The organism is Nitrosomonas ureae (assembly GCF_900206265.1).
In the GTDB taxonomy this organism is placed as follows: domain Bacteria; phylum Pseudomonadota; class Gammaproteobacteria; order Burkholderiales; family Nitrosomonadaceae; genus Nitrosomonas; species Nitrosomonas ureae_C.
In genome coordinates, this window is the sequence record NZ_LT907782.1 from 748,408 (window position 1) to 773,274 (window position 24,867).

The following is a 24,867-nucleotide window of genomic DNA, read 5'->3' on the forward strand; positions in this document are numbered from 1 at the left end:
TTTGCAATGAAACACAACACAATGACATTTCCTGCTCACTCGCACAATGTTTCTTACGATGCGATCTGTTAACAAAGTGCTACGCCTGGTTGTTTTTATCGCCGTGGCAAGTGCTATTGCGCTTGCAAGCTGGTATTACACCCGGCCAAAACCATTGGAAGTGGATTTGGCCGTCATCACCACAGGCGATGTGGAAGCCACGATAGTCAACACGCGTGCAGGGACGGTCAAATCCTGCCAGCGATCCAATCTTGCACCCATAACCGGTGGGAAGATTGTAAAAATCCGGGTAAAAGAAGGTGATCATGTGCAAAAAGGACAGGTTTTGCTGGAGCTATGGAATCAGGATTTAAAAGCGCAGCGCGAACTGGCGCAACGTCAACTCACCATGGCGCAGGAACGGCGCCGCGAAACCTGCATCCTGGCGGAGAATGCTCAGCGTGAATCAATCCGTACGCAACAGTTGGTGGAACAAGGCTTTGTCAGTTCGCAGCGGTTCGACGATGCTCATGCCAACGCACGTTCCCGTCAGGCCAGTTGCGAAGCGGCCATTTCCGACATCAAGCGCGCCGAAGCGCAGATCCACGTATCCCAGGCCGGAATTGACCGCACCATCATCACGGCCCCGTTCTCCGGTGTAATTGGAAAAATTTCCGGTGAGCTGGGTGAATTCACTACGCCCTCACCACCTGGCATCCCTACCCCGCCGACAATTGATCTGATCGACGACAATTGCCTGTATGTCACCGCGCCAATGGATGAAGTCGATGCGCCCAAAATCAGGGTGGGACAGGAAGCACGTGTCACGCTCGATGCCATGCCTGAGAAAATATTTCCGGGAAAAATACGACGCATTGCGCCCTATGTCACTGAGATCGAGAAACAGGCACGCACCGTGGATATCGAAGTGGATTTTTTGCATATCCCTGCCGATGCTTTGCTGGTGGGTTACAGTGCCGATGTAGAGGTGATCCTTGAACGCAAGGAAAATGTAGTGCGTATTCCGACGCAGGCCATCCGGCAAAATAATAAAGTCTGGAAGGTGGATGACAATCATCGGTTAGCCGAAGCATCACTGGAAACCGGTTTGAGCAATTGGAGCTTTACCGAAGTCCGCGGCGGCTTGAAAGCAGGTGATCAAGTTCTGATGTCTTTTGATCAAGACAACATCAAAGCGGGTGTTGCCGTACAACCCAAACCGCAATAATCATGATACGCCTGACTGCCATAACGCGTACATTCCATATGGGTGATCAAATGGTTTATGCATTGAATGACATCAATCTGCAAATCGCTTCAGGAGAGTACGTTTCAATTATGGGGCCTTCCGGCTCGGGAAAATCCACATTGCTGAATATTCTTGGCTTACTCGACAAGCCTGATAGCGGATGTTATGAACTGGATGAAAAGCGCGTCACCGATTTATCAGAAACTGAACAGGCACAAATCCGCCGTGAAAAAATCGGCTTTGTTTTTCAATCGTTCCATCTGGTTCCGCGCTTGACCGCTGCAGAAAATATCGAACTGCCGTTAACGCTCAGCGGCATGCCTTCTGAGCAACGGCAAATACGTGTCAATGAGGCGCTGCAGGCCTTCGAATTGAAACAGCGCGCGCAACACCGACCGGCAGAGCTTTCTGGTGGCCAGCGCCAGCGTGTGGCGATTGCGCGTGCAACCATCATGCAACCCAGCGTTATCCTGGCGGATGAGCCTACCGGAAACCTGGACCATCAGATCGGTGCTGAAGTTATGGCACTATTGGAAAATTTGCATCATCGGGGGACCACATTGATTGTCGTCACGCACGACCGGGAATTAGGCGCACGTGCGCATCGTCAGATCGGCATGCGAGATGGAAAAATTCTAACGGATCAAGCCGATGACGCTGGTTGACACATTACAAACCTCATTTAAAACAGTGTTGAGCTATCGACTCCGCTCATTGCTGATCGTACTCGCGATGGCTTTAGGGGTAGCCGCGGTAGTGATATTGACAGCTTTGGGCGATGGCGCAAGAAATTATGTAATCAATCAGTTCTCTTCCATCGGAACCAATCTGCTGGTGGTGTTACCCGGGCGGGCGGAAACCTCGGGTTCATTCCTGGGTGCAGTATTAGGTCAAACACCACGTGACCTCACCCTAAAAGATGCGCAATTGATCGGCCGTTTGCCGCAAGTGCGGCGTTATGCACCGCTCAATGTGGGTGAAGCAGAGCTATCTGCTGCCAATCGCTTGCGCGCTGTGACCGTGCTAGGCAGTAACGCCAATCTGATACCTATCCGGCATATGAAGCTAGCACAAGGAAATTTCATGGCGCAGGGCACTGAGAGCAATGCCCAAATTGTTCTCGGTGCAAAAATAGCCAATGAATTTTTTCCTCGCACGCAAGCTGTCGGGCAGCGCATTCGATTAGGCGACAGCCGATTTCTAGTCTCCGGTGTTCTGATGTCGCAGGGTGAAACCATGGGATTCAATACCGATGAAATTGTCATTATTCCGATTGACTATGCACAAACCATGTTTAATACGACTTCACTATTCCGCATCCTGATTGAAGCCAAGAGCCATAACGAAATCGAACCCGCAAAACAAGCAGTGCTAGCAACCATGAAACAAAGTCACGATGGAGAAGAAGATATCACCGTGATTACGCAAGATGCCATTCTCTCGACCTTTGATCGCATTTTGCAAGCATTGACCATGGCGGTCGCGGGAATTGCCGCGATCAGTCTGATTGTTGCCGGTATTTTAGTGATGAATGTCATGCTGGTTGCGGTCAGCCAACGCACCGCAGAAATCGGCCTGCTGAAAGCCATCGGAGCAACCTCCGCCGATATCCGCCGCCTGTTCTTTGCCGAAGCGATTTTGTTGTCGATGGTAGGCGCTATTTTAGGGTTTCTGTTAGGCCAATTCGGCAGCTTGATGCTACGTCTGGCATTACCGCAGCTTCCCGCCTGGCCACCGGCATGGGCAACTATCGCAGGGATTATGGTCGCATTAATAACCGGAATTCTAGCCAGCATACTGCCTGCCAGTAAAGCAGCTCAACTGGATGCAGTAAATGCACTGGGAAAGAAATAACTTTAATAGCACGTTCCATTTTATTTTTTGTTCGCTGGCAAGCCATCATCCCAAGCTTGTTATCAACCACTCGCAATCCCGACATACTGGCCAGCGAAATTGGATCTGATTTAATGTGATCCAGTTGTTAATCCTTGTAAAAATCACGGTTTTTCTTTGGTTGATTTACCATTCTCATCAGAAGCATCGGTATCATGTTTTGTAACATCATCCGGTCCATAGGCCGACATTTTCGGTCTATCCATCAAATGCCCATCGGGCGTTCTTTTGGGTTCATTACAAGCAGTCAGAACCGAAACTGAAAATAGTCCGGCTAGAAACAAATATTTTGTCGTCATATTTTTGCTCTCCTATACACAAGTCGTTAGCTTAATCCAATCAAGGTACGGATATGAAATTATTATTCAATATTTGAAAATTTTTCGAGAGTAAATTTATCCATATAAAATCCTGGTATGCATGTACTTGCTTTGCTGCGATGGTTTGCAGCCTACTTTGGCTCTTGTAAACGTAAGAGCAGTGCAAGTATTTTACCAATTTCTGAAATGCAATCGATCGATGGGATACGGCTGCTATAATTCTGAATCAGGGTTAATTCAAGATGATCATAAAAATGAAAGAACAAATAAAGGAGCGCTCGGAGTTCGCACGTTGGAGTTTCAAGCACGCATGTCTGTCTGCAGCTATTGCTGCTGTCGCTGTCCTGGGATATCGTTTTGGCATAATGAACTACCAAGTGGCATTGATAATTCTTATTGGCGGAGCAGCACTTGGCATGATGGCCATACTTTCTGCCGTTGTTAGCATTCTCGCCATTATCACCTCAGTCGACACTAAAGTAACAGGTATGCTCTCAGCGCTTGCTGGACTGACACTTGGCCTTGCAGTTGCGGCACCCGTTTTTCTCACCATTCAAGCGGGATATAAAGTACCCCCTATTCATGATATCACCACTGATCTGCAAAACCCACCTGACTTTGCAGCCATACTTACTTTGCGCACAGCGGAACACAATCCGCTAGACCGGAAAACACCCGCTAATCTAACTGAACTTCAGCAAGCGGGATATCCCAATCTTGGTTCTTTGCTGATCAATAAAGATCCGAGTCAAGTTTTTACCGAGGCTGTCGCGCTCGCCAAAGCGTGTGACTGGGAAATCATAGCAGTCTCTGCCGAGGACGGTATCATCGAAGCAACCGCTACAACCCGGTTTATGGGTTTTAAGGATGATATTGTGATTCGCGTTTCCGCTAAAGCAAATAAAACGATCGTTGATATGCGCTCCGCCTCTCGTATCGGAATCAGCGATATGGGGACCAACGCTACGCGCATTAAAGCGTTCTTGCATGAACTTAACAACGTCAAGTAGCAACATAAGAAAATTATAGAGTGAAGTATTCATAATCAATGGCTCTCGTCAGTACACAACACACTCAGGCTGGTAACATTGAATGCAGATACACGATTTTCTTAATTACTACTCTTAACCTTGGGATTTTGCAGAAACCAAAACTAATGTCAGGATAAGTAGAAATCCAGGCCTCACATATTCTAAAACGATACAAATAGTTTCTCAATGGTTTGATAGCCTGTTAAAAATCAGCGTGGATGAAGTTTGATCTTGACAAGACCTGCCAAATACACCATCATCGCCCCCGCAAAATGAAATTGTAATGATTTGTAGAAAAACAATCGGCCTAGTCGATTTCAGTTTGAAAGCATCGAAACAGTAGCGAAATGCAACTTCGAATCCCGTGATTGCTTCAATCTGATATAATCCTCCGGTTGCTTAACAAACTGGAAATAATTAGATTGTACTTAAGCGCCCGTAGCTCAGTTGGATAGAGTACTTGGCTACGAACCAAGGGGTCGTGGGTTCGAATCCTGCCGGGCGCGCCAATTGATTGAATAATCTTATTACAATTCAATATACGGAATTATCTGTTTTCTAGTCATTACTCAAATGGCCAAGTAGCTCAGTCGGTAGAGCAGAGGACTGAAAATCCTTGTGTCGGTGGTTCGATTCCGCCCTTGGCCACCAAATAAATCAATAAGTTATCAAATAAAACCCTAAGTGCTTTTTGTCTCTTAGGTATCGTGTAAGGCTGGTGTAAGAAATTCCTGTGAATGACTGATCAACGAAAAGTAGTCAGTCATTAAATTTTCTTTTTTCACTACAGTTATTTTCTTATCTGCCGATAAAGCAAGAGCACAACATCACGCTTTATGAAAGATGCCAGGGGAATTCGTCAGAGTTTCTCTGGTTATCCCAAACACTGATAATTTTCTACGTTACAGATAATTCATAATAAAAAACCAGTACGCATGGCTTTGTGAATGCCAAAAGGTGCGTACTGGATGAGTCAGTTACCAATCAACATGGCCTGAATGACTGACTAACTGATAAAGCTATGAGCGAGTAATTTCAATAACGAGTCAACTACTTTGATGTTGACATGATGTGTTTGGATTAAATAAAAACCCGCCATAAAGACGGGCATTGGGTAACGCCTCTATTTCGCAGTGTAGGTGAGGTCTTGGAAAATATCTTTGATTTGAAAATTAGAAAGCGGTGTTTGCATACTATGCGCTTTTTCTACCGCTTCATTAAGCGTTGCATGCGTAGAAATGAGTTGCCCCTTTCCTCCTAAGCTACAATTTTGTCTTAAGGTCAAGATGAATCCATTAAGTCCATTTGTCATTTGCGTGCGTCCTTTTAATAAGTCAATGAATAGCTGTCCTGAGTGATCTGCTGTGTTTTGTATATCGTTTGAAGTATTAGTCCTCCTTGATTTAAAAATAATCATTTGTGGTTGATTCTATAGCGTCAATTCTTCGCTTAAAATCTTATCTAATGATGCAATCACTGCTTTTCGTTCTGGACTATCAAGTTTCATTAAGGAAAGCGGGGGCAACTCAAAATATCGATTAATTTGGAAACGTCCATATATTAATTCTTCCAAATATGACACAAATAGATTATCTTGGATTTCTATCACTTGCGCGCCAGTTACTCGAACCCCGGCATCTTTCAAGGCCATTGCAAGCCAGTCGACTCTTTCAAAATATAAATTGGGTATAGTTTCCGTTACTGTCTCTTCAAAAACCTTCAACTCTGCTTCGTTGCATATTTTTTTCCCTGTGAAACTACTTTTGTTAACTTCTGCATATTGATATTTAACTCCGGTATTACCGCCAATCCTGCCGCTCTTTGATCTGAACGGATCAATGTTTGATTCACGCCATGCAATAGCAGCCTGTAAGCTGTCAGTAGGCATTCCGCGTTTTTTTAATTTCACAACCATTTGACGCGATATTCCCAAGCCTTGGGATAAGTCACATATTCTCATAATGAAAACCTTAGTAAGATATTAGCAACCAAGTATAAAAAATGCTCCGCTAGAATTATGATGGGGCCTGAATCACCCTCGACGGTATAAAGCCACAGAGGAACCTATAAAACACATAATAATCAATATGTTATATTAATTAAAGTATGTTTGCTGTCCTGCTTTCATTCTATATTGACAAACTTCTCCATAAATTCATGCCCGCTACCGCTCCATTCATCAATCACTTTATTTTCTTCGGTTGGAATTGATAGCAAACTAATTCGATCTTCGATGAAATCAACATATTTTATTTTCCAAATTACACCCCCATGCTTCTTGGTATATCTATGTGCAGAGGAAATAACTATTTTCTCCGGCCATGTTAAGTTTTCGTAATCATTATTCATAGTTCACAATCTCCTTTTTCATTTAGCGGTTATATAGTTTCTTCTAGTGCCTTAATAAACTCAACATTCTCACGTTTCGATTACCTTCAAGCCATTAGATCAATCACGCTGGCAGGCTTCTTAATCATTGCAGTGATCCCTTTTCGATTAATTCAAGTAAGGTGAAAGCATCATATTTATCCTTGGGTATTTGCATCTCAAATGTTGCTACATTGCGGATTGCTATGGTTAGAATCACGTTGTCCGGATCGCTATCCACATCGGCAATGATTGCCCTTGATGTGCTGGGATTGTCTGCCAGTATCGCCAATACTTTTTTGCGTCGTTCTTCCCGTTTCAATTCCGCAATGATTGCCGGTTTGTGCTTTCGTAATCGTTGGATTAACTCTTCGGTTATTTTCTCGGGTGGCGATAATTCAAGATAATCGCCGTCAGCTTTAACCGTGAAGTTTTGTCCCCTAAGTTCTTTTATTATTTCGATAGCGTTCATCAAAATCTCGCTGTTCTTAAGTTGCTGACAGAATATCTTTAGCCAGTTTGATAGCTTCTTTTCCGGTCAGCATAATCATTCTGCTTTCTTTTCCAAAACTGATATTTAAACCAGTGTTAATACATGAACTGCCTTCGTATATTTCTATATGAACAGCGCTGTCTTCATTGGTCACGTTTCCAATAAATTGAACCGCTGAATAAGTTTTACTGTGCATAACACCATGTAAGCGATTATCTTCTTCTCTGGATTCGTTTAGTTGTTGCGAAATATCAATCACTTTGTTGTCCATTTCATATCCTTATGCATTTCTGGGTTAGGGGTGTTTTATCCGCAACACCGCCACAATCGTTATGTGATGCGGGTTCCAGCGTTGCGGATCGTGTTGCGGATGGATTTTGTGGCGGATTATCCGCAACACTAAAAGCCTTGTGGTTGCTTGGTTGTGGCGTTGTGGCGGATAAAATGCCATTTTCCGGAGGGGTGTGAAGATATCGTGCAAAAGCATCTTGAAACTGCTCTAACTCGTAACCTTTCGGAGTGTCAGAATATCCAAAGCGAATAGTTTTCGGTCTGATCGAATACTCAGCTAAACGCTTGGCAACTTGTCGGGGGCTGATTGGTCGACCATGATTATAGGTTTGCCATCCAGCCTCGGTATCATCACAAAGTGCCTGTACTAAATCAGCCGTGCGGATTTTATTTGTACCCTTGTTCTCGAATATCTGCTGTATATCCGCCAACAATTCCGCACCTGTGGAGACTACTGTCTCTTTGTCTTTATTCAAAGCAAGTGCTGCCTTACGAGCGAGTTCAGCCCATTCCACGCCTGCAATATCTGCAATGGCAAGCAACGGTTCCCAGTTATCGGCTGCACGGTTATCAATGCCAGCGGGCAGCGATGGCTTTGCACTGGCAACTACCGATGAATAATCAATTTCTATTCGTGCTAATTTTGAGCGAATTAGATTAATGCTTGAGCGGTCAATATTTCGCAATGACTGTATGCGTTCTCCCGCCATTTTTCGTCGCAACACAATCTCAATTGATCGGTTATGCAGTGTGTCTTTGCTTTTTCCGATAAATGCCAATACCTTCGCGCAGAATGTTTTGAAGGCTTTAAGCTCGTGGTTATCGCCAACGCATCGCAACACCTTACCGCCTCGCTTGTGTCCGCTATTTATCAGGCTGTGCCGTTCATCGTTAGGGTCACGTAATAACCAACTATCCGCGTCATCAAGTAATAGCGTGGGTTGCTCCTGCTCCACTACCCTAAACATGGCAGCAATGCTCACACCTTCGTTTGGTAGTGGGCGGCGCACGAACAATTCAACAATATCCTTTACTGTGGTTTTTCCGCATTCGGATTCTGGTGCACGAATTATCAGCAGCGGCGCAAAATAAACGACCTCAATAAACCAACTGAAAACGCACCATAATGGCATTACAATATCAGCATGAGGTGGCAGAATTGCATGGCGATTGAATACCGCCTTGATTTCGTTTAATACATCCGCCAAGTCGACCGCTGAGTGATAAGGCTCGGTCTGTTCGACAAGGGATTCATCAGTGGCGGTATCTTTGCGTTCTATTTTAACCAATGAATCCAAAGTTGCCGGGCGACATTTAAGCCTTTTTGCTTCTTCAATGCGCACTCGGTCGTATTCCATCGGGTGCAGTTTCGCCAATCTTGCGAGTGTCTCTTGCATGGTTTCAGTAGATTGATCAGCAAATGCAGCTTGCTGCTCTTGTGTAGCTGGGATAGTTTCAAAAGCCATTGATGACCTCCCAAGCCGGGTGGATCAAGGTAGACGCTGAATATCTCTGATCATTTTCCTGTGCTATGTCAAAATTGAAAACCGTTAAAACTTTCGGGTTAATGTCGAGAATTTTTTGAACGAGTGCCTTAACTATTTTTTCTTGTCCGTTATGATGTACGATTTGAACCGATAATCCCGCCAAGTAAGCAAATATTAATTGGTCAATTTTTGCATCAGCAGGAATGACAATACGCGGGAAAGCTGCACCAAGCTTCCAGTCAGTGGACACTACTATTCTGTGGACCGGCACCAACCCTTTGCGCCTTAGATCATCCAATATTCGACCGTACGGCGGGTATTTCTTTATGATAGAATTTGCTTTCATTTCAGGTTCCTCAGTAAATCCCGCTCAAAGGCTATTTGGCGGGATCTCCACATCAATCAAATTTATTATTTTCAATAAACTTTTCAGCCGCCTCTGTAACTTCTGATTGAGTAGCCTGGGGCAATATTTCTGTACAAAACTGCTTAATAAAAGTACTGAAGTCGCTGGAATAAGGAATGTGACCATTAACCGAAAAGGCCGCTATGGCTTCCAACAATTTGCTTTTAAGTTTCTTATCGTTCTGGATTTCTCTAAAGATAGCGTCACGTCGAGCAATACAATATTGACTTCTAGCAACTTTCGTGTCTTGCTTCAATTGGTTAATCTCTTGATCAGTTTCATTTAAAGCTTCACGCGCTAAGTCAGCCAGTCGTTTAGCAGATTCCAGCTTTCCGCGCTCTGCTTCAATTTGTTGTCTCGGTTTATCCAGATCGGAAAACTCGATTTCTCCCAAAACAACCCTCTTTTCAAGTTGCCTGTAGGAAGTCTCAAGATTATTAATATTTCGAGTAATTTCGCTCGCATGGCTGTCTGCTTCGTTCGCCTTTAGCTGTATCTTTTCCTTGCTGGTCAATACAGCATTGAGCTTTGCTTTGATTGCTTGGAAGTTATCAGTAGTCACGATTAAATACCTCCGTTTAACAGCTTGGCAATATCAGCGACCGGCCAAAGCAAGCGATTGCCGAGTTTTACTGGCCTGATTCCGAAGTATTCACCGGTTAAGCAATATTTTTTTCTTACGGTTTGGGGTTTGTGATTGGTCACTCTGGCTATTTCATCAGTTTGGATGTGATCCCGTCCGATAGCGAGTTTCGCAAGTTGATCAAGCGCAACCGAGACATTGGATGCTGCATGTATATGTGAAATTTGCTGCTCCATCATTCGTCCTTTATAAACGATTCGCCTTGGCGGGATTGCCATTGCGGCGAGTTGATGGTATGAAATAGTATTTGTGGGCTACTCGATTTGATACGGATGAGCTTGCTGGAGGGTAAACAAGCTAGCTGATGGGTATTTATAAGTGATTATTCTTTCTGCAATTCCTAATTTTGTCGGTTTTCTTCAATTTATTTAAGCGGCTTATGATTGCTTTGTCGTCCGATAATACGCCCCGGTATTTATCTAACATTTCTCTGACAAAACTAGCTTGATAACCATGCCTTTTAAATTGTTCCGCTCTGGATATTGCTTCATTTTCAATTTCTTTAAGTGCTATGCTTCTTGGGTCATTTTTTGCGCGCTTTAATCCCCCTTTGCTGGGGATTTCCACTCTCGCAATTTTTACGACAGGCTCCATAACCGCATCAGAATCATATTTAAATGAATCACCGGTTTCTTCCAAAAGAAGAATAAACAATTCTCCTGACTCTTTAACTTCAGGTGTCATGTCCGGATTATCAATTGCAGCTTGTATAGCATCCTTTAATATGTCCCTAGCTTTTATATGGTGTAAATTGTCTTCATACAATTTGTGGATTGGTTTGAATACTTCCTTTAATTCTTCCCATCTTTTTTTTGATTCAATTTCAGCCTTTCTTTTTCTTCTTTCGATTTCTTCTCTGTCCTCCTGTGAAAGGCTTTCTAAATATTTTTTTCTAGCTTCTCGAAATTTTTCTGCCGTGATCTTCATTTCATTTATTCCTTCAAGTATCCCCTTCAACAAACACCACCCCAGGCGGTGAAGGTCTCCGCTATTCGCCCCGTCGGGCTAGGGGTGGTTAATCTTTAAATGTTACTTAACTGATTTGATTTCATCTAAACCACGATATTTCTCAAAGTGCTTTAATCGACTATCAGCATTTCTTGCAATGCCATAAAGAGTGCGAATTTGGTCTAGAGAATGTTGAATATGAAAAAGTAAATCTGGTACATCATCGATAGATTGAAAATTACCACCAGATTCATCTTCGTTAACTAAACAGCCAATACCAATAACTGTTTTTTGTAATGAAATTGTTGCGTTTTCAGCAAGATCGGTAGCCCCAGCAAACCACCTCAATTCTTCTTTAGTTAAAGTTGGCGCTGCCCGATCCCATAATTCCATCATTATATTATTGGTATCGCATACCCCTTTAATGCCATTGGTTTGTACTTCTGCGGTAGAATCTTCATTAGCCATAATGTGACACTCCTTTAAAGTGTTGCGTTGTGGTTAGGGGTTTATCTTGTGCCATACACTTGATAACCCCGCTTTTGCCTGATTCCGTCAGGTGGCGGTGTTGCTTCGTTTTATGCTGGTAATCGTTTCAGCGGTTTAAAATCCGGTTTCGGTTGTTTCTTTGCCTGCCATAAATCCCATTGCGTTTGCATTCCCAGCCATACATCAGGTGTTGTGCCAAGCCATGCAGAAAGACGTAATGCCATTGAGGCGGTTATTCCAGCTTTACCGTTTAACACCTTGGATAGCAAGACGCGGGAAACTTGCAATTCCATGGTGGCTTGGGTAATGGTCATACGTTCCGGTAGCCAATCCCTTAAAACTTCGCCTGGGTGTGCTGGGTTGTGCATTCTGCTCATGTTTTCTAATTAATGCTGCTTTATCCAATCCCGTAGCGCGTCATTAATTCGTGTTTGCCAGCCGTTACCGGTTGCCCTGAATTGCTCCAAAATTTCAGTATCTATGCGGAGTGTTACTTGCTCTTTTTTTCCGCTCCCTTGTGGCCTTCCGCGTGCTCGCTTGAATTGTTGCAATTCTTCATCCGTTAAAGGTGGATTGTCCGGATCGGTAAGCGCGGCTGCTGTAATCTGCGCATCTTCTTCCGGTGTATTGAGCAGAATCTTCCGCCCTGATTTAGTCGTTAAGTACTTTTGCATAATGTCTTTTCTCTCGGTTGTTGGCCTTGCGCAAGCTGATTATTCGCCGGTTATTTTCATGATCAACATAAACTACGCAATATAATCTTTCTCCAATTGGCGCTAAGGCAATCATGCGAATTTCCCCATACTCGCGTCGCATGTCCTGGCATATCAGCGCATCATCCCAATCAATGAATACCGCTTCAGTCAGTGATACACCATGCTTTTCCTTATTTATTGCATCCTTGGCAGCATCGCAAATCACTTTCATATATTAATGTAGTTATGTTTATTATCGAAGTCAAGAATTATTTGTAGTTATGTTTATTTCTTTACAACACACAATCCTGCTTGTGTTGGTATAAAATTAATCCCTGCTTCCTTCAATATCCAGCTTTCTATTTTGACGTGCCACATGCGCAGCAAATCAAGTGGACGGCGTATATAGTTTTGTTCTCTAACTCCTTGCGGCTTATGTCCCTGAATTTGTGCGGCGATACCTGCGGGCATTTCTATCCATTCACACAAACTGGCAAAAGAACGCCTCAATCCGTGCAAAGTTAAATCCAATCCAGCTATTGCACATGCTTTTCGGTGCGCTATGGAAGGATCGGTTAAGCGGCCACTTGCAGCGGTAGGGCTTGAAAATACCCATTCGTTGCGGCGCGTGAGTGCGGATAGCAAATTAGCCACATAAGGTGTTAACGGAATGACTCTAAAATCTTCTACTTTGTCATTAATCGTTAAGCTATTCCATTGAAAATCTATATCCTGCCAGCGTAAAGAAGCGATTTCTTCGCGGCGTGCGCCAGTCAGCAAAAGAGTTTGCAGATATGCGGATATGATGGGATTCTGAATTTGTTTGATTGCCTTAAACCATGCGAGCAATTGCTCGCGCTGTAACACGTCGTGCTTAACCTTAGCCTTGCCCAGACTCTCTCGGGCATCATTATTCTGTGCTGGATTGCTTGTCACAATGGCTTTATACGTTGAATGTCTTCCGCACCAATTCAGAAAAGCTCTTAATAATCGTAGAGCAAGCCGTGCGCGTGTCGGTCGGGTCATGGCTTCGGTCTGTGCCCACTCAGTCACTAATTCTGGCGTTAAGTCTACCAGTCGAATTTTAGCAAGTGTGGCAAGTGATCCAGGCTCTGTCAGTTTTTTGCTTCGTTTGCGTGCATCGCCACCGGCTTGCATAACTTTGTCATGGTCGCGTATGTGCAACTCTGACCATAGCGGCTTGCGGGCAGTCACATATTCTTCCCATGCTTGACCTACTGTAACGATTTCACGCGCTTCCTGCGCTTTCCTAGCTGCTTCTGAGGCTTGTTTTGCCGCTTTTTCTTCTGCTGCTTCTTGACGCGGGTCTATGCCTTGATCGGTCTTAACTTTTAGTCGGGCTGCTTCGGTTTGTGCGTCTGAGATACTCCACGCTGGATAGTTGCCGATGGTTATACGCATGGTTTTGCCGTGTAGCTCAGTTTGGAATATGTAAGATTTTGTACCGCTGGCGGTAACTCGCAATCCCAAGCCGGACTGTTTCCCATCCCAGAAGATAGATTGCTTTGCCCCTGGTTTGCACTTGAATGATGCGACTCGTTCGGAAGTGAAGTTATCCCATTTCATTTTTGATTATTTCCCGTGTAAGGCTGGTGTAAGGAAATAATATCAAAATAACGGAACACCAATCAACACTAATAATAGGTAATATTCTGTAACTTATTTGTTTTTTAAAGAAAATAATAATTATTTGAATAGCGATCAACACCGATAAACGGCATTTAATGAGGACTGAAAATCCTTGTGTCGGTGGTTCGATTCCGCCCTTGGCCACCAAATAAAACAATAAGTTACCTAATATACCCCAATAGTAATTTTCTTATGGGGTTACGCGGGGATTATATTGCAACTATATGGCAACCATTACTGGATTGACCTCTTAAGTGTTTTCGCCGGACTTAATTATTTTGCTTAAGGTCAAGTTAGTTCCGCTCATTAATCTAACTCCAATACTTCTCGAATTTTCGTGAATTTTTCTCTTCTCAATTACCGGTAAATTACCCGCTTCATTGTTAGCTCAAAATCACAAAAGCCAATACTACCGAAACTTGAAGTGGTCCCGAAAAGTTCGGGCAGCTGAATGGCTATGCTAAGGTTTTATTTTCTGTATGATAATTTTTATCGATAAATGAGTGCAGAAAAGGAGCAAGAAACGTAGAAATCATTCATCGAAATTTAAATCAAAAGTTGCATTGACTGCGATCAAGAGTAATCAGTCGCTGACTGAGCTCTCTCAACAATATGGAGCAATCTGATCGTGAACTGGAGAAACAGTTGATTGAGAACAGCAGCGAAATTTTTGCAGCGGGTAAGCGACTGGCGCCGGATAGAAGGTTGGAAGTTCAGTCGTTACAGACGAAGATTGGTCAATTGACTATGTAGAATGATTTTTTGTCCAAAGCGCTGGATCGCTATACCGGCCACAGTTATGAACCCAGTAAATTGCGGAAAGCAGATCAATGGTTAAGAAAATAACTCCTAAGTTATCTGTCCCAAAAATAAGGCCCACTTCTCGGTCTCTTTGCAAGGATTCTAAATCATTGGAGAGTTCCTCATGCAATGTCGCTTGAAAGAATTCCGCAAGGTGGTTTGGTAATACAAACAATATAGATTAACCTAGTTCAAAACTGGTGATCCCATACATCCGCTCAAAATCCAGTGCGGGCATATACTTGGTATACATTCTCGATGTTTCAAAAACAATCTGCAAATCATGGCGTTCAACTAAAGCTCGCGCATGGGGATTATTCTCACAAATATCCAGGAATACCGGTTGATTTTCCTTTACAGAAGCAAGTAATCCCAACCATAGAGTCTCGGCTAACAATGGATTATCAGCAAATAACGGGGCAACTTTATACCCTACGCGGCAAGGGCGAATTACTCCATATGCGATAATCTGATTACTCTGAATAATCCCTAAAGCAATGCTCTCAGGCTGAGTAAGCCACAACCTTAGAAATTTAGCTCTATCAGCGGGGAAAAATGCTGAATCATACGAACATATTTGCGCAAAAGGAATTCTTGCAAGTTCAATCAATTCCGGATTACATGGAAATTGTCCGCCTGTTAATCCTTGATAGCGAATATTGCGGTATGCTGCCTGAAAGCCGGATTTTTTATAGTTATCCTGTTGTGCAACCACCCCATCCAGACCGATATTGCACCCTTTGAGATAATTAAGCCCAGCATGCCAAAGCTTAAAACCATATTGTTGTCCACGATATGGTTTTTTAACAATATAAAGTCCCATAAACCCAAACGAATCGCTGTATTTAACCGCTGATAGACAGGCAATAGGTTGACCGTTAAGTAGGCCTATGAAGAAACCATCCCTATCCGCAGCATAAAAGCAATCTCTATCATGTAAACCAGGATTCCAACCTTCAATAGCAGCCAATTCGATAGCAAAATCTATCTCATTTTGCATCATTGGCCGGATAATATATTCGCTGTCCATTAATTCTTTTATACCTAGGAACAAAGATCCAGCGAAGGCGTATCCACTATATCGCTAAACATGCTTATTATCATCAATATAAGCAATACATCTTCAATTATATTTAGAACCTTCAATCCCTATTTTTTGGTATATGCAACACACCAGCCCTGGGAATTAATGCTCCCTTCAACGACTTTACATTCCCCTTGAGCTTCAGGTGTCTTACCTGGAATAAACTGCATGCAATTACTGCATTGCTCTTTGTCGTTTGGTTCATCCCGGTATTGCATTGATTCCTTTGAAGCTTTAGACGCATGAGCGTAATTCATCAAGATATTGAAAAGAGGGATAGTGGTTCCCAGTGCGATAAATTTCATTATTCTGCGCCGTGAGAATTTTTTCTGAAAATGTCTCATCATAGTATCCTCCTTCGAACAGGTTATCATGGAAATTCTCTTACACAACAATCAAAACATATGGTTTAGGTTTATAAGGATATCTACCTAAAATAAATTATCTGTACGGCAGCAAACATTAATAAAGAAACCAGAGTCGATGTATGTTTCATTTGTTCAAATGACTTTCTCATATTTAATTAGCGGAAAAAACATAAACTCACGCTGAGTTTTTATTTTGTAAAAGACTCAAAAAACGTTCAACAATATCAGGTCTGGCGGAATATGACTTTTAGCCACACCCACTTAATACCGGCCAGTGGCGCAAGGACTGGATTGAAGTGTATTGCGGTAGCCTGGGGAGGGCTGCTCGAGCGAATCACTTCGTTGCGCGGCACTCGCTCCCTCACCTATTTTGGTGATATGTCTCGGTTGCTGCGTTTCGTGCGCCTCATACTCCATCTCGCTCCCCGAATTAATCGGCATTTCCCCAGATGATAATACGCGATGGCTAGTAATGCAGCCAAGTGAACGCATTAACGCGTTTCCCCGTTTGCTTTGTGCTATTCATTCACCTCCATGAAATCAAAGCTAAATTTATCCGATGAAGGAAGTATGAAGATGAAAATTCTGTTTTGCAAAACTTACATACAGGTAAATTCGACCCGGAAATGAGCTCACAAGGGGAATTATGTCATTTTCATCAGATAGAAAATTGACAAATATTTACCGACTGAAATTTTACGTCACTTCGGAACTTGAGAGGAAAACGGTGCAGAAAAAAACCGCCTCTTGGGACGGTTTTTTTCTCATTCTAATGAGATTGTTTCAGTATTAAAATACTTGGAGATCAATGTCCAGGCTTGCTGGTACCACCGTAAGGGCGTGGATCTTGTCCTTCTTTAAGGCAGTTACCATTACCATCTATTCCAAATTGACAGTCATCGGCACTGGCATTTGGATCACCCATATCGGCATTTGAACAAGCAGTTAAGAAAGCTAGTAGAACTACAGTAAAAATTGACAGTTTCATCACTTAATTTCCTTATTTAGATTTACCATATTTATTTTGAGGGTTTGAGTATATAACAGAACAGAAAAAATTTCCAAGCACTTGGCCATCGATATCACTCACTAATGCCATATCAGCAGATGTTTTATCTGCTTACCCGCCACGCAGTATTTGCATTAAATAAACGCCATATTTGTCGAGTTTGCGTGCACCGACACCTGTCACTTGACTCAATTCATCTTCTGTTTTCGGGCATAAACGCACCAATTCATGCAACGTGGCATCATGAAAAATCACATAAGCCGGAACACCATGCTCTTTGGCTGTCTTTGCCCGCCATGACCGTAACTGTTCCCACAAATAGCGCTCGGTTGAATCCAAGGGTGTTAAATCATCGCCATGGCGCTTTTTAGATAATTGCTCGGTTCTGGTTTGTTGACGTAAATATACGTTTTGCTGCCCTTTAAGTACAGCACGGCTGGCTTCAGTAAGATGCAAAGCACCATGCCCTTCACTGTCCGGCGTCAGTAAACCCAACGCAACAATTTGGCGAAATATCGCCCGCCAGGTTTTTTCAGGCAGGTTTTTCCCGATCCCAAAAGTACTGATTTTGTCATGATGCCATTCTTTTACACGATCGGTCAGGTTGCCGCGCAAAACGTCAATTAAATGACCTGCGCCGAAAATTTGCCCCGTACGATAAGCACACGACATTGCCTTTTGTACCTCCACCGTGGCATCCCAAACTTTAGGCGGATTTAAGCAAATATCGCAATTTCCGCACCCCGCAGCAGTGTCAACACTTTCACCGAAATAACTTAGCATGCGAATACGACGGCAAGTAGTCGTTTCGCATAACGACAACATGGCTTCCAGTTTGCGTGCAGCGCCTTGCTTAAATTTGACCTGCGCTTCGGATTCTTCAATCATACGCCGCTGTTGAATGACATCGCCAAGACCATACGCCATCCAGGCATTGGCTGCTTGTCCATCACGACCAGCACGGCCGGTTTCCTGATAATAGCCCTCGATGCTCTTCGGTAAATCCAAATGCGCGACAAAACGCACATCGGGTTTATCGATTCCCATACCGAACGCAATCGTGGCAACCATGATGATGCTCTCTTCGCGTAAAAATTTTTCCTGATTCAGGCTTCGCTGCTGCATACTCATGCCGGCGTGATAGGCCACAGCGTTCAAACCCTGCTTCACCAACCAAAGAGTGATTTCCTCCACCTTTTTACGTGACAGGCAATATACAATCCCAGCATCCGACGAATGTTCCGCCTGGATGAAAGCCAACAATTGGGAACGACTGTTAGTTTTATCGATAATCTGATACCGAATGTTCGGGCGATCAAAACTTGAGACAAATACTTTAGCTAAATTCAACCCAAGCCGCTCAATGATTTCTTTACGCGTATCCATGTCGGCGGTTGCTGTCAATGCAATACGCGGAATTGCAGGAAAACGCTCGTGTAAAATCGATAATTGAATGTATTCCGGACGGAAATCATGTCCCCATTGCGAAACACAGTGTGCTTCATCAATCGCGAACAGCGCAATCGGAATACGTGTCATCAGATTCAGAAACCGCGCAGTCAACAAGCGCTCAGGCGCCACATACAGCAAATCATATTCATCCGCTAAAAGCTTCTGCTCAACCAGAATAGCTTCTTGTTGGGATAATGAAGAATTCAGCACTGCGGCGCGTACCCCGATTTCGTGCAATGCAGTGACTTGATTGTGCATCAAAGCAATAAGGGGAGACACGACAATAGCAACACCATTGCGTAATAACGCCGGAATTTGATAACACAATGACTTGCCACCACCGGTTGGCATCAACACCAGGCAATCGCCTCCACCGGCAAGGTGCGCAATGACTTCCGCTTGCTGCCCGCGAAAAGCCGGATAACCAAAAACTTCCTTCAATAAATTAAGCGCTTCGGACATTCCAAATAGAATTGCTGCAAATTCCCACTAATTAACCCGATCAAGGCATGATTGTAATTTACATTGTCTGTAAATTGCTTTTCTAAGAATCATAAAGACTTTCATGATACTACACCGGGATGCAGGCACAGCTACTGGTAAGTTTATTTTCATTCAATCGGTTTGATAACAATTGTTAATGCCGTTTCAAATTATTCATGCGGTTGTACTGGTATAATTCCATGAAGGTGTCTTTATTTATAAAATTTGTGATGTTAGTTTGGAGAAACGAATATGGTGGTAGCTGATGTTCTGAAATTGATTCAAGACAATGAAGTTAAATTTGTTGATTTGCGTTTTACCGATACCAATGGAAAAGAACATCATGTCACCCTGCCTGCACATAACTTTGATGCAGATAAGTTTGACGATGGACATCCTTTTGACGGCTCATCGATTGGTGGTTGGAAAGGAATTCAGGCATCCGATATGTTATTGATCCCTGATCCTGATACCGCGAATATGGATCCATTCATGGATGAACCCACATTACTGCTTACTTGTGATGTGGTCGAGCCTGCCGATGGCAAAGGCTATAGTCGTGACCCGCGTTCATTAGCCCGGCGCGGGGAAATTTACCTAAAGTCAACGGGCATCGGGGATGTGGCTTATTTCGGACCGGAACCTGAGTTTTTTATATTCGATTCGGTACGCTGGCATACCGGCATGTCCGGTTGTTCGGTCAAAATAGAATCTGAAGAAGCGGCCTGGAGTTCGTCAATCAAGTACGAAAGCGGTAATATCGGTCATCGTCCTGCTGTCAAAGGCGGCTACTTCCCGGTTCCTCCCGTAGATTCGCTGCAGGATATCCGCTCCGCCATGTGCCTGACCCTGGAAGAAATGGGTGTGGGTGTCGAAGTTCATCATCATGAAGTAGCTACCGCAGGTCAATGTGAAATAGGCACACGCTTTAATAGTCTGGTGAAGCGCGCGGACTGGAATCAGATCCTTAAATACGTGATTCATAATGTCGCGCATTCATACGGCAAGACAGCAACTTTTATGCCCAAACCGATCGTGGGTGATAATGGTTCCGGCATGCATGTGCATCAGTCGATCTGGAAAGACGGTAAGAATTTATTCTCCGGCAATGGTTATGCGGGTTTATCCGAAATCGCGTTGTATTATATCGGTGGTATCCTCAAACACGCTAAAGCGCTCAACGCCATCTGCAATCCCAGCACCAACTCCTATAAAAGATTGGTTGCCGGATTTGAAGCACCCGTCAATCTGGCTTATTCGGCCAGCAATCGGTCAGCCGCAATTCGTATTCCCCATACCAGCAGCCCCAAAGGACGACGCATAGAAGTTCGTTTTCCCGATCCGACCGCAAACCCTTATCTGGCATTCACTGCGTTAATGATGGCTGGTTTGGATGGCATCCAAAATAAAATACACCCCGGCGACCCGATGGATAAGAATCTTTATGACCTGCCGCCAGAAGAGGCTGCCAAGGTGCCTAATGCCTGCGCTTCGCTGGATGAAGCGTTGGAATGTCTGGATAAAGATCGGGATTTTTTGATTCGGGGCGGCGTATTCTCCAATGATTTGATCGATGCGTACATTCAATTGAAGATGGATGAAGTCAAATTATTACGTACCACCACACATCCGATTGAATTCGATTTGTATTACAGCTTATAATTTTCATTATTCACAAACTTAAGAAGCTGAATATACCAAACGGTATTAATTACTTATAGGATAACGCCTATAACCCAGCACCGATTAAGCCGTGTAATAAAGAGAATTTGGCAGTTCTTTTTTTGCTTTTCAACAAAGATAATTTTGATAAACTAATCAGGCAGTTGATATTGTCATCAATATTCTTTCAGCAAAATATGAAAACTATAACGCTCTTAATTCTATTGATCTTTATTTTACCCATTGGCTTCCCGCAAGCAATGGCCGGCTCTGAGATATATAAGTATGTCGATAAAGATGGCAATATTACCTTCACGAATCGCCGCGTCTCTAATGCAGAAAAGATTTCCATTGCCTCATTTTCGAGAAATACAAAATCCAGTCAGTCAAAACCAAGTTCAGATTTAAATCTTCCGCGCGTAAACGATACAACCCAAAAAAACCGTGATGTCATGCGGCGTGAGATTCTACAAAAAGAACTCATTGCCGAAGAAAAACTCTTTTCTGAAACACAGAATTTCTTGGACGAGATCCGCAACAAGCCTGAGTTTAAGAATAATTCTCAGGAAAGGACTGTAAAGCTAAAAAATAAATTGCTTCTGCACCAAAGAAACGTCGCGGCATTAAAAAAAGAATTAGGTCGGTAAATGCCAAGAAATTACTTCTTGTTCATTACATTAGCTCTATTTTCTAGCTTATCATCTTATGCCGGCGTCTATAAGCATATCGATGAGAATGGCAACGTGACCTATTCGAATATTCCTTCCAACGACTCCAGACGTATCGATTTGCCCCCGATTATTGTCGTTCCACCTGTAGATACCGGTGAAGTTGAAGATCGAATTGCGAAGCGCAGAGAATCCATGAAACTTCGAGAGCAACGCGAACAACTGCAAAATAAAATTGCCGAGGAAGAAGCGCAGCTTAATGAAGTAAAAAGCGAGTATAAAGACGGTATGCCGGACCGCTTGGGCAGTGAACGCAATTACCAAAGATACCTTAATCGCGTAGATCGCCTGCGAGAAGAAATCAGCGCACGCGAGAAAAATCTGGAATTAATGAAAAATGACTTAGGCAAAATGCCTGATAAAATCAGATAAGTGATCATGCTTTTTCCGTTCATGTCTCAATTGCCTCGGGAATGTGTTACGTGTCACTTAAAGCCCCTCCCCGCAAGACAGCGAGAAATCAAACCCGGAAAATTAAACATCCAATTAGCAATCCAGCTCCACCAAAACGGGCGCATGATCCGAAGGACGTTCAAGCTTGCGCATCGCTTTATCAATCGTACTTGTCACACATGCGTTGCAAAGCTCCTCGCTAAGGAGTATGTGATCGATCCGCAATCCCTGATTTCGACGAAACGCCATCATCCGGTAATCCCACCACGTGTAGGATTTCTCAGGCTGTTCAAACAAGCGGAAGCTATCAGCCAAACCTAAATTGAGCATATTTCCGAAAGCAGAACGTTCGGGTTCGCTACACAGTACTTTCCCTTTCCAAAGTTCGGCATCATAGACATCCCGATCCTCCGGTGCGATATTGAAATCGCCCAATACTGCCAATCTCTTGTAATCTATCAGTTCCTGCTTCAGCCATTGAGTAAAAGCTGGCAACCAGCATAGTTTATATTCATATTTTTCCGACTCAACATTTTCGCCATTGGGCACATAGGCGCAAATCACACGCAAATCTCCATAAGTTGCAGCGATTACCCTTTTCTGTTCATCAGCCAAGCTGGGGATTGCAGTAACTATATTGCTTCCTTGCCGTTTACTCAGTATCGCCACACCGTTATAAGTTTTTTGCCCCGCGAAGACGGATTCATAGCCTGCAGCTTTTATTTCATTGATCGGAAAATTTTCATTGATTAATTTTATTTCCTGCAGACATAACACATCGGGTTGATGCGCTACCAACCAGTCAATTACCTGCGGGAGGCGTACTTTGAGGGAATTAACATTCCATGTTGCCAATTTCATAACCATAAATTATTTATACCTCAGCCTTACTTGCAATAGATAATGAAGCATCACTATCATCGCAGTTCCTTTAATCAGTATGGAAGAAGCGTTCGACTTCTGCCAAATCCCGGGTACGCTTCATGGGAGGCAGGCTTTGCCATATCTGCTTGCCATAAGCTTTTGTTGTCAAACGCGGATCACAAATCATCAAAACACCGCGGTCTGTTTCATCCCGGATCAATCGCCCGGCTCCTTGCTTCAAATTTATAACTGCGCGAGGCAATTGATATTGCATAAACGCATTGCCACCTTCATTATTAATTTTATCAATTCGCGCCGATAAAACCGGATCGTCCGGAGGCGCAAACGGCAATTTATCAATGATAACCAAAGACAACGCATCCCCTCGCACATCCACCCCTTCCCAGAAAGATTGACTGCCAACCAGAATCGCATTATCCAATTTGCGAAAACGCTCCAATAGATATGAGCGCGAGCCCTGACCCTGAAGTAACAACGGAAAAGCGCTGAAATCATCAGAATTCTGTAATAACTCATAAATCCGTTGCATCGCACGTAAACTGGTACAGAGGAAAAAAGCGCGTCCGCGACTGGCGCGTAATACCGGCAAGGCCGATTGAACAACCTGGTCAATATAAGTTTTATGCTGCGGCTCCGGCAAGCCTATCGGCACATAAAGCAGTGCCTGTGTAGAAAAATCAAACGGACTATCCCAGCAAGCGGTTTGCGCTGTATTCAACCCCATTTCATTATTGTAATGAGAAAAATCCTTTTTAACCGACAGGGTTGCTGAAGTAAAGATCCAGGCACGTGGCGATGTCATCATCTGTTTTTGAAAGATTTCGGCAATCGATAACGGCGTTGCATTAAGCTGCAAGGCATGATGATAAACTTCAACCCAACGCACATGATCTCGCATTTCTGTTTCACTACGCCAGCGCTGAATCAGGTATAAATGATTGGTAGCCCTCTGACGGCAATTTTCCAATCCTTCAGATCGCTCTGATTGACTCTCCAGTTGCTTCACCAGATCAAGCAACTGTTCCAGCAGCTTATCCAGCGCAACATTGAAATTCGAGTGTTGATTGATTGCTGGCAAAGATAACCGCGTGTTGTCTTCCATGATGGTTAAGCGCAAATCGCGTGCCGCTTTTTCCATGGCGGTAATAGCTTCCGGGAGCGGCACAAAATCTTCAGCCGCTTGAATCGCTTCCACTCTGGCATCGCGTGCAAGATCCAGCAATTGCCCGGTACTGATCGATTCGCCAAAAAACAGGCTGGCCGTTTCCGGTAATTGATGCGCCTCATCAAAAATGACCGTATTACAGGCGGGCAGTAATTCCGACAAGCCCTCATCCCGGAGCATAACATCCGCAAAAAACAAATGATGGTTCACCACCACGATATCCGCCGATAATGCTTGTTTGCGCGCTTCCATCACGAAGCATTTTTTATAGCTGGGGCACTCGGAACCCAGGCAGTTATCCCGGGTTGACGTTACATGCTGCCAAATGGCAGCCGTTTCGGGTACTTCATTAAGACCGCTTTTATCACCACTGTTACTGATATTGGCGTAGCGTTCTATTTTCTGTAGATATTGGATCTCATCGCGATTAACAAAGCTCAGCTGTGTGTCTTGCAGACTTCTTTCCAAGTGATAATGGCAAATATAATTTGCTCGTCCTTTTAACAATGCAATCGTAACCGGTATTTTAAGCGCTGCACGCACAGTTGGAATATCACGATTAAACAACTGGTCTTGCAGTGTTTTTGTTCCAGTGGAAATGATCACTTTACCCCCCGCCAACAAAGCGGGCACCAAATAGGCGAAAGTTTTGCCGGTTCCAGTACCTGCTTCAGCCACCAGAACTTGATTTTTGGCTATTGTCGCTGCAATGGCCTGCGCCATTTCCAATTGCTGCGAACGCGCACGATACCCCTTGATGTGATTGGAAAGTACGCCATCAGATGAGAAAATGGAATCAATATCAAGCATAAAATCAGATCTGCCGGAATTCCAGAGCTAGGAGCGGATCACAATGGAGTGGAAATAATATCTTCAGATAAGGCTACGCTAATTAG

Annotated in this window: 31 protein-coding genes and 2 tRNA genes; 10 read left to right on the top strand and 23 right to left on the bottom strand. The window is 43.7% G+C overall.

From position 1 onward, the window contains the following. The first annotated feature begins 58 nt into the window (after positions 1-58). Genes CPG39_RS03330 through CPG39_RS03340 form a run of 3 tightly spaced genes read left to right on the top strand, consistent with a single transcriptional unit; the run spans position 59 to position 3,082 of the window. Complete coding sequence (locus tag CPG39_RS03330; protein ID WP_231990380.1) at positions 59-1,207, top strand: efflux RND transporter periplasmic adaptor subunit; 1,149 nt, start codon at positions 59-61, stop codon at positions 1,205-1,207. Between the two features lie 2 nt (positions 1,208-1,209). Then, the gene (locus CPG39_RS03335; RefSeq protein WP_096292023.1) at positions 1,210-1,893 is read left to right on the top strand and encodes an ABC transporter ATP-binding protein; all 684 of its coding nucleotides are present in this window, start codon (positions 1,210-1,212) and stop codon (positions 1,891-1,893) included. Next, positions 1,880-3,082: an ABC transporter permease gene (locus CPG39_RS03340; RefSeq protein ID WP_096292024.1), complete on the top strand. Its 1,203-nt coding sequence runs from the start codon at positions 1,880-1,882 to the stop codon at positions 3,080-3,082. The genes CPG39_RS03335 and CPG39_RS03340 overlap by 14 nt, the downstream gene beginning before the upstream one ends. Before the next feature lie 143 nt (positions 3,083-3,225). Here CPG39_RS03340 and CPG39_RS03345 read toward each other — a convergent pair whose 3' ends face one another. Beyond that, positions 3,226-3,420 (bottom strand): hypothetical protein, encoded by a 195-nt coding sequence (locus tag CPG39_RS03345; RefSeq protein ID WP_096292025.1) that lies wholly within the window; start codon positions 3,418-3,420, stop codon positions 3,226-3,228. A gap of 275 nt (positions 3,421-3,695) precedes the next feature. Here CPG39_RS03345 and CPG39_RS03350 point away from each other — a divergent pair, with 275 nt between their 5' ends. The 3 genes from CPG39_RS03350 (at position 3,696) to CPG39_RS03360 (ending at position 5,123) form a co-directional block, all read left to right on the top strand. After that, entirely contained in the window at positions 3,696-4,451 is a 756-nt protein-coding gene (locus CPG39_RS03350; RefSeq protein ID WP_096292026.1) for a DUF1499 domain-containing protein, read from the top strand. Between the two features lie 453 nt (positions 4,452-4,904). Continuing rightward, positions 4,905-4,981, top strand: a tRNA-Arg gene (locus CPG39_RS03355). 66 nt (positions 4,982-5,047) lie between these two features. Further along, positions 5,048-5,123 (top strand) — tRNA-Phe (locus CPG39_RS03360). Between the two features lie 472 nt (positions 5,124-5,595). On the opposite strand, the gene CPG39_RS14665 is transcribed toward CPG39_RS03360, so the two are convergent. From CPG39_RS14665 to CPG39_RS03435, 15 genes are all read right to left on the bottom strand, one after another. Then, on the bottom strand, positions 5,596-5,889 hold the full coding sequence (locus CPG39_RS14665; RefSeq protein ID WP_231990381.1) for a hypothetical protein: 294 nt from the start codon (positions 5,887-5,889) through the stop codon (positions 5,596-5,598). A gap of 12 nt (positions 5,890-5,901) precedes the next feature. After that, a complete protein-coding gene (locus CPG39_RS03370; RefSeq protein ID WP_096292027.1) occupies positions 5,902-6,387 on the bottom strand; it encodes a hypothetical protein in 486 nt (161 codons plus the stop codon). 209 nt (positions 6,388-6,596) lie between these two features. After that, entirely contained in the window at positions 6,597-6,821 is a 225-nt protein-coding gene (locus tag CPG39_RS03375) for a hypothetical protein (RefSeq protein WP_096292028.1), read from the bottom strand. 124 nt (positions 6,822-6,945) lie between these two features. Beyond that, positions 6,946-7,311, bottom strand: coding sequence for a hypothetical protein (locus CPG39_RS03380; protein ID WP_096292029.1), 366 nt, complete (start codon positions 7,309-7,311; stop codon positions 6,946-6,948). A gap of 16 nt (positions 7,312-7,327) precedes the next feature. Continuing rightward, positions 7,328-7,603, bottom strand: a complete 276-nt coding sequence (locus CPG39_RS03385) for a hypothetical protein (protein ID WP_096292030.1) — start codon at positions 7,601-7,603, stop codon at positions 7,328-7,330. Between the two features lies 1 nt (position 7,604). Continuing rightward, the gene (locus CPG39_RS03390; RefSeq protein ID WP_096292031.1) at positions 7,605-9,089 is read right to left on the bottom strand and encodes a DUF3631 domain-containing protein; all 1,485 of its coding nucleotides are present in this window, start codon (positions 9,087-9,089) and stop codon (positions 7,605-7,607) included. Beyond that, the gene (locus tag CPG39_RS03395; RefSeq protein WP_096292032.1) at positions 9,079-9,456 is read right to left on the bottom strand and encodes a hypothetical protein; all 378 of its coding nucleotides are present in this window, start codon (positions 9,454-9,456) and stop codon (positions 9,079-9,081) included. The genes CPG39_RS03390 and CPG39_RS03395 overlap by 11 nt, the downstream gene beginning before the upstream one ends. Before the next feature lie 52 nt (positions 9,457-9,508). After that, positions 9,509-10,078, bottom strand: coding sequence for a hypothetical protein (locus CPG39_RS03400; protein WP_096292033.1), 570 nt, complete (start codon positions 10,076-10,078; stop codon positions 9,509-9,511). 2 nt (positions 10,079-10,080) lie between these two features. Next, positions 10,081-10,377: a helix-turn-helix domain-containing protein gene (locus CPG39_RS03405; RefSeq protein WP_231990382.1), complete on the bottom strand. Its 297-nt coding sequence runs from the start codon at positions 10,375-10,377 to the stop codon at positions 10,081-10,083. 94 nt (positions 10,378-10,471) lie between these two features. Continuing rightward, positions 10,472-11,086 (bottom strand): hypothetical protein, encoded by a 615-nt coding sequence (locus CPG39_RS03410; RefSeq protein ID WP_096292034.1) that lies wholly within the window; start codon positions 11,084-11,086, stop codon positions 10,472-10,474. 102 nt (positions 11,087-11,188) lie between these two features. Further along, on the bottom strand, positions 11,189-11,575 hold the full coding sequence (locus CPG39_RS03415; RefSeq protein ID WP_096292035.1) for a hypothetical protein: 387 nt from the start codon (positions 11,573-11,575) through the stop codon (positions 11,189-11,191). Between the two features lie 110 nt (positions 11,576-11,685). After that, on the bottom strand, positions 11,686-11,973 hold the full coding sequence (locus CPG39_RS03420; RefSeq protein WP_096292036.1) for a HigA family addiction module antitoxin: 288 nt from the start codon (positions 11,971-11,973) through the stop codon (positions 11,686-11,688). Between the two features lie 9 nt (positions 11,974-11,982). After that, entirely contained in the window at positions 11,983-12,270 is a 288-nt protein-coding gene (locus CPG39_RS03425; RefSeq protein ID WP_013647833.1) for a BrnA antitoxin family protein, read from the bottom strand. Then, positions 12,248-12,523: a BrnT family toxin gene (locus CPG39_RS03430; protein ID WP_096292037.1), complete on the bottom strand. Its 276-nt coding sequence runs from the start codon at positions 12,521-12,523 to the stop codon at positions 12,248-12,250. Before CPG39_RS03430 ends, CPG39_RS03425 begins: the two co-directional genes overlap by 23 nt. A gap of 53 nt (positions 12,524-12,576) precedes the next feature. Further along, positions 12,577-13,878: a tyrosine-type recombinase/integrase gene (locus CPG39_RS03435; protein WP_096292038.1), complete on the bottom strand. Its 1,302-nt coding sequence runs from the start codon at positions 13,876-13,878 to the stop codon at positions 12,577-12,579. A 675-nt stretch (positions 13,879-14,553) separates the two neighbouring features. Between CPG39_RS03435 and CPG39_RS14455 the strand changes: the two genes are divergently transcribed. Then, positions 14,554-14,694, top strand: a complete 141-nt coding sequence (locus CPG39_RS14455; protein ID WP_172424073.1) for a hypothetical protein — start codon at positions 14,554-14,556, stop codon at positions 14,692-14,694. Between the two features lie 229 nt (positions 14,695-14,923). Here CPG39_RS14455 and CPG39_RS03445 read toward each other — a convergent pair whose 3' ends face one another. The 5 genes from CPG39_RS03445 to recQ all read right to left on the bottom strand — a co-directional run bounded on the left by CPG39_RS03445 (position 14,924) and on the right by recQ (position 19,117). After that, on the bottom strand, positions 14,924-15,772 hold the full coding sequence (locus CPG39_RS03445; protein WP_096292040.1) for a GNAT family N-acetyltransferase: 849 nt from the start codon (positions 15,770-15,772) through the stop codon (positions 14,924-14,926). A 119-nt stretch (positions 15,773-15,891) separates the two neighbouring features. Next, on the bottom strand, positions 15,892-16,173 hold the full coding sequence (locus CPG39_RS03450; RefSeq protein ID WP_172424074.1) for a high-potential iron-sulfur protein: 282 nt from the start codon (positions 16,171-16,173) through the stop codon (positions 15,892-15,894). Positions 16,174-16,455: 282 nt separating this feature from the next. Continuing rightward, on the bottom strand, positions 16,456-16,686 hold the full coding sequence (locus tag CPG39_RS03455; RefSeq protein ID WP_096292042.1) for a hypothetical protein: 231 nt from the start codon (positions 16,684-16,686) through the stop codon (positions 16,456-16,458). Between the two features lie 313 nt (positions 16,687-16,999). Beyond that, positions 17,000-17,182 (bottom strand): hypothetical protein, encoded by a 183-nt coding sequence (locus CPG39_RS03460; protein ID WP_096292043.1) that lies wholly within the window; start codon positions 17,180-17,182, stop codon positions 17,000-17,002. A 132-nt stretch (positions 17,183-17,314) separates the two neighbouring features. After that, entirely contained in the window at positions 17,315-19,117 is a 1,803-nt protein-coding gene (gene recQ / locus CPG39_RS03465; protein ID WP_096292044.1) for a DNA helicase RecQ, read from the bottom strand. 273 nt (positions 19,118-19,390) lie between these two features. Here recQ and glnA point away from each other — a divergent pair, with 273 nt between their 5' ends. The 3 genes from glnA (at position 19,391) to CPG39_RS03480 (ending at position 21,900) form a co-directional block, all read left to right on the top strand. Beyond that, the gene (glnA, locus tag CPG39_RS03470) at positions 19,391-20,800 is read left to right on the top strand and encodes a type I glutamate--ammonia ligase (protein ID WP_096292045.1); all 1,410 of its coding nucleotides are present in this window, start codon (positions 19,391-19,393) and stop codon (positions 20,798-20,800) included. A 197-nt stretch (positions 20,801-20,997) separates the two neighbouring features. Continuing rightward, positions 20,998-21,447, top strand: a complete 450-nt coding sequence (locus CPG39_RS03475) for a DUF4124 domain-containing protein (protein ID WP_096294241.1) — start codon at positions 20,998-21,000, stop codon at positions 21,445-21,447. Next, positions 21,448-21,900 (top strand): DUF4124 domain-containing protein, encoded by a 453-nt coding sequence (locus tag CPG39_RS03480; protein WP_013647844.1) that lies wholly within the window; start codon positions 21,448-21,450, stop codon positions 21,898-21,900. It begins immediately after the preceding gene. Positions 21,901-22,014: 114 nt separating this feature from the next. Here CPG39_RS03480 and xth read toward each other — a convergent pair whose 3' ends face one another. Together xth and CPG39_RS03490 are read right to left on the bottom strand one after the other, a co-directional pair. Then, complete coding sequence (gene xth, locus CPG39_RS03485) at positions 22,015-22,782, bottom strand: exodeoxyribonuclease III (protein WP_096294242.1); 768 nt, start codon at positions 22,780-22,782, stop codon at positions 22,015-22,017. Positions 22,783-22,852: 70 nt separating this feature from the next. Next, positions 22,853-24,781, bottom strand: coding sequence for an ATP-dependent DNA helicase (locus tag CPG39_RS03490; RefSeq protein WP_096292046.1), 1,929 nt, complete (start codon positions 24,779-24,781; stop codon positions 22,853-22,855). Positions 24,782-24,867: the final 86 nt, after the last annotated feature.

Excerpts from the sequence above, each read along its gene's own strand:
- CPG39_RS03415 (WP_096292035.1), bottom strand. The coding sequence starts at position 11,575 with ATGGCTAATGAAGATTCTACCGCAGAAGTACAAACCAATGGCATTAAA.
- CPG39_RS03385 (WP_096292030.1), bottom strand. The coding sequence starts at position 7,603 with ATGGACAACAAAGTGATTGATATTTCGCAACAACTAAACGAATCCAGA.
- CPG39_RS03340 (WP_096292024.1), top strand. The coding sequence starts at position 1,880 with ATGACGCTGGTTGACACATTACAAACCTCATTTAAAACAGTGTTGAGC.
- CPG39_RS03490 (WP_096292046.1), bottom strand. The coding sequence starts at position 24,781 with ATGCTTGATATTGATTCCATTTTCTCATCTGATGGCGTACTTTCCAAT.
- CPG39_RS03425 (WP_013647833.1), bottom strand. The coding sequence starts at position 12,270 with ATGCAAAAGTACTTAACGACTAAATCAGGGCGGAAGATTCTGCTCAAT.
- CPG39_RS03410 (WP_096292034.1), bottom strand. The coding sequence starts at position 11,086 with ATGAAGATCACGGCAGAAAAATTTCGAGAAGCTAGAAAAAAATATTTA.
- CPG39_RS03370 (WP_096292027.1), bottom strand. The coding sequence starts at position 6,387 with ATGGTTGTGAAATTAAAAAAACGCGGAATGCCTACTGACAGCTTACAG.
- CPG39_RS03455 (WP_096292042.1), bottom strand. The coding sequence starts at position 16,686 with ATGCGTTCACTTGGCTGCATTACTAGCCATCGCGTATTATCATCTGGG.
- CPG39_RS14455 (WP_172424073.1), top strand. The coding sequence starts at position 14,554 with ATGGAGCAATCTGATCGTGAACTGGAGAAACAGTTGATTGAGAACAGC.
- recQ (WP_096292044.1), bottom strand. The coding sequence starts at position 19,117 with ATGTCCGAAGCGCTTAATTTATTGAAGGAAGTTTTTGGTTATCCGGCT.
- CPG39_RS03380 (WP_096292029.1), bottom strand. The coding sequence starts at position 7,311 with ATGAACGCTATCGAAATAATAAAAGAACTTAGGGGACAAAACTTCACG.
- CPG39_RS03350 (WP_096292026.1), top strand. The coding sequence starts at position 3,696 with ATGAAAGAACAAATAAAGGAGCGCTCGGAGTTCGCACGTTGGAGTTTC.
- CPG39_RS03420 (WP_096292036.1), bottom strand. The coding sequence starts at position 11,973 with ATGAGCAGAATGCACAACCCAGCACACCCAGGCGAAGTTTTAAGGGAT.
- CPG39_RS03375 (WP_096292028.1), bottom strand. The coding sequence starts at position 6,821 with ATGAATAATGATTACGAAAACTTAACATGGCCGGAGAAAATAGTTATT.
- CPG39_RS03390 (WP_096292031.1), bottom strand. The coding sequence starts at position 9,089 with ATGGCTTTTGAAACTATCCCAGCTACACAAGAGCAGCAAGCTGCATTT.
- CPG39_RS03335 (WP_096292023.1), top strand. The coding sequence starts at position 1,210 with ATGATACGCCTGACTGCCATAACGCGTACATTCCATATGGGTGATCAA.
- xth (WP_096294242.1), bottom strand. The coding sequence starts at position 22,782 with ATGAAATTGGCAACATGGAATGTTAATTCCCTCAAAGTACGCCTCCCG.
- CPG39_RS03445 (WP_096292040.1), bottom strand. The coding sequence starts at position 15,772 with ATGGACAGCGAATATATTATCCGGCCAATGATGCAAAATGAGATAGAT.
- CPG39_RS03450 (WP_172424074.1), bottom strand. The coding sequence starts at position 16,173 with ATGATGAGACATTTTCAGAAAAAATTCTCACGGCGCAGAATAATGAAA.
- CPG39_RS03430 (WP_096292037.1), bottom strand. The coding sequence starts at position 12,523 with ATGAAAGTGATTTGCGATGCTGCCAAGGATGCAATAAATAAGGAAAAG.
- CPG39_RS03475 (WP_096294241.1), top strand. The coding sequence starts at position 20,998 with ATGAAAACTATAACGCTCTTAATTCTATTGATCTTTATTTTACCCATT.
- glnA (WP_096292045.1), top strand. The coding sequence starts at position 19,391 with ATGGTGGTAGCTGATGTTCTGAAATTGATTCAAGACAATGAAGTTAAA.
- CPG39_RS03395 (WP_096292032.1), bottom strand. The coding sequence starts at position 9,456 with ATGAAAGCAAATTCTATCATAAAGAAATACCCGCCGTACGGTCGAATA.
- CPG39_RS03480 (WP_013647844.1), top strand. The coding sequence starts at position 21,448 with ATGCCAAGAAATTACTTCTTGTTCATTACATTAGCTCTATTTTCTAGC.
- CPG39_RS03460 (WP_096292043.1), bottom strand. The coding sequence starts at position 17,182 with ATGAAACTGTCAATTTTTACTGTAGTTCTACTAGCTTTCTTAACTGCT.
- CPG39_RS03330 (WP_231990380.1), top strand. The coding sequence starts at position 59 with ATGCGATCTGTTAACAAAGTGCTACGCCTGGTTGTTTTTATCGCCGTG.
- CPG39_RS14665 (WP_231990381.1), bottom strand. The coding sequence starts at position 5,889 with ATGATTATTTTTAAATCAAGGAGGACTAATACTTCAAACGATATACAA.
- CPG39_RS03405 (WP_231990382.1), bottom strand. The coding sequence starts at position 10,377 with ATGGCAATCCCGCCAAGGCGAATCGTTTATAAAGGACGAATGATGGAG.
- CPG39_RS03435 (WP_096292038.1), bottom strand. The coding sequence starts at position 13,878 with ATGAAATGGGATAACTTCACTTCCGAACGAGTCGCATCATTCAAGTGC.
- CPG39_RS03345 (WP_096292025.1), bottom strand. The coding sequence starts at position 3,420 with ATGACGACAAAATATTTGTTTCTAGCCGGACTATTTTCAGTTTCGGTT.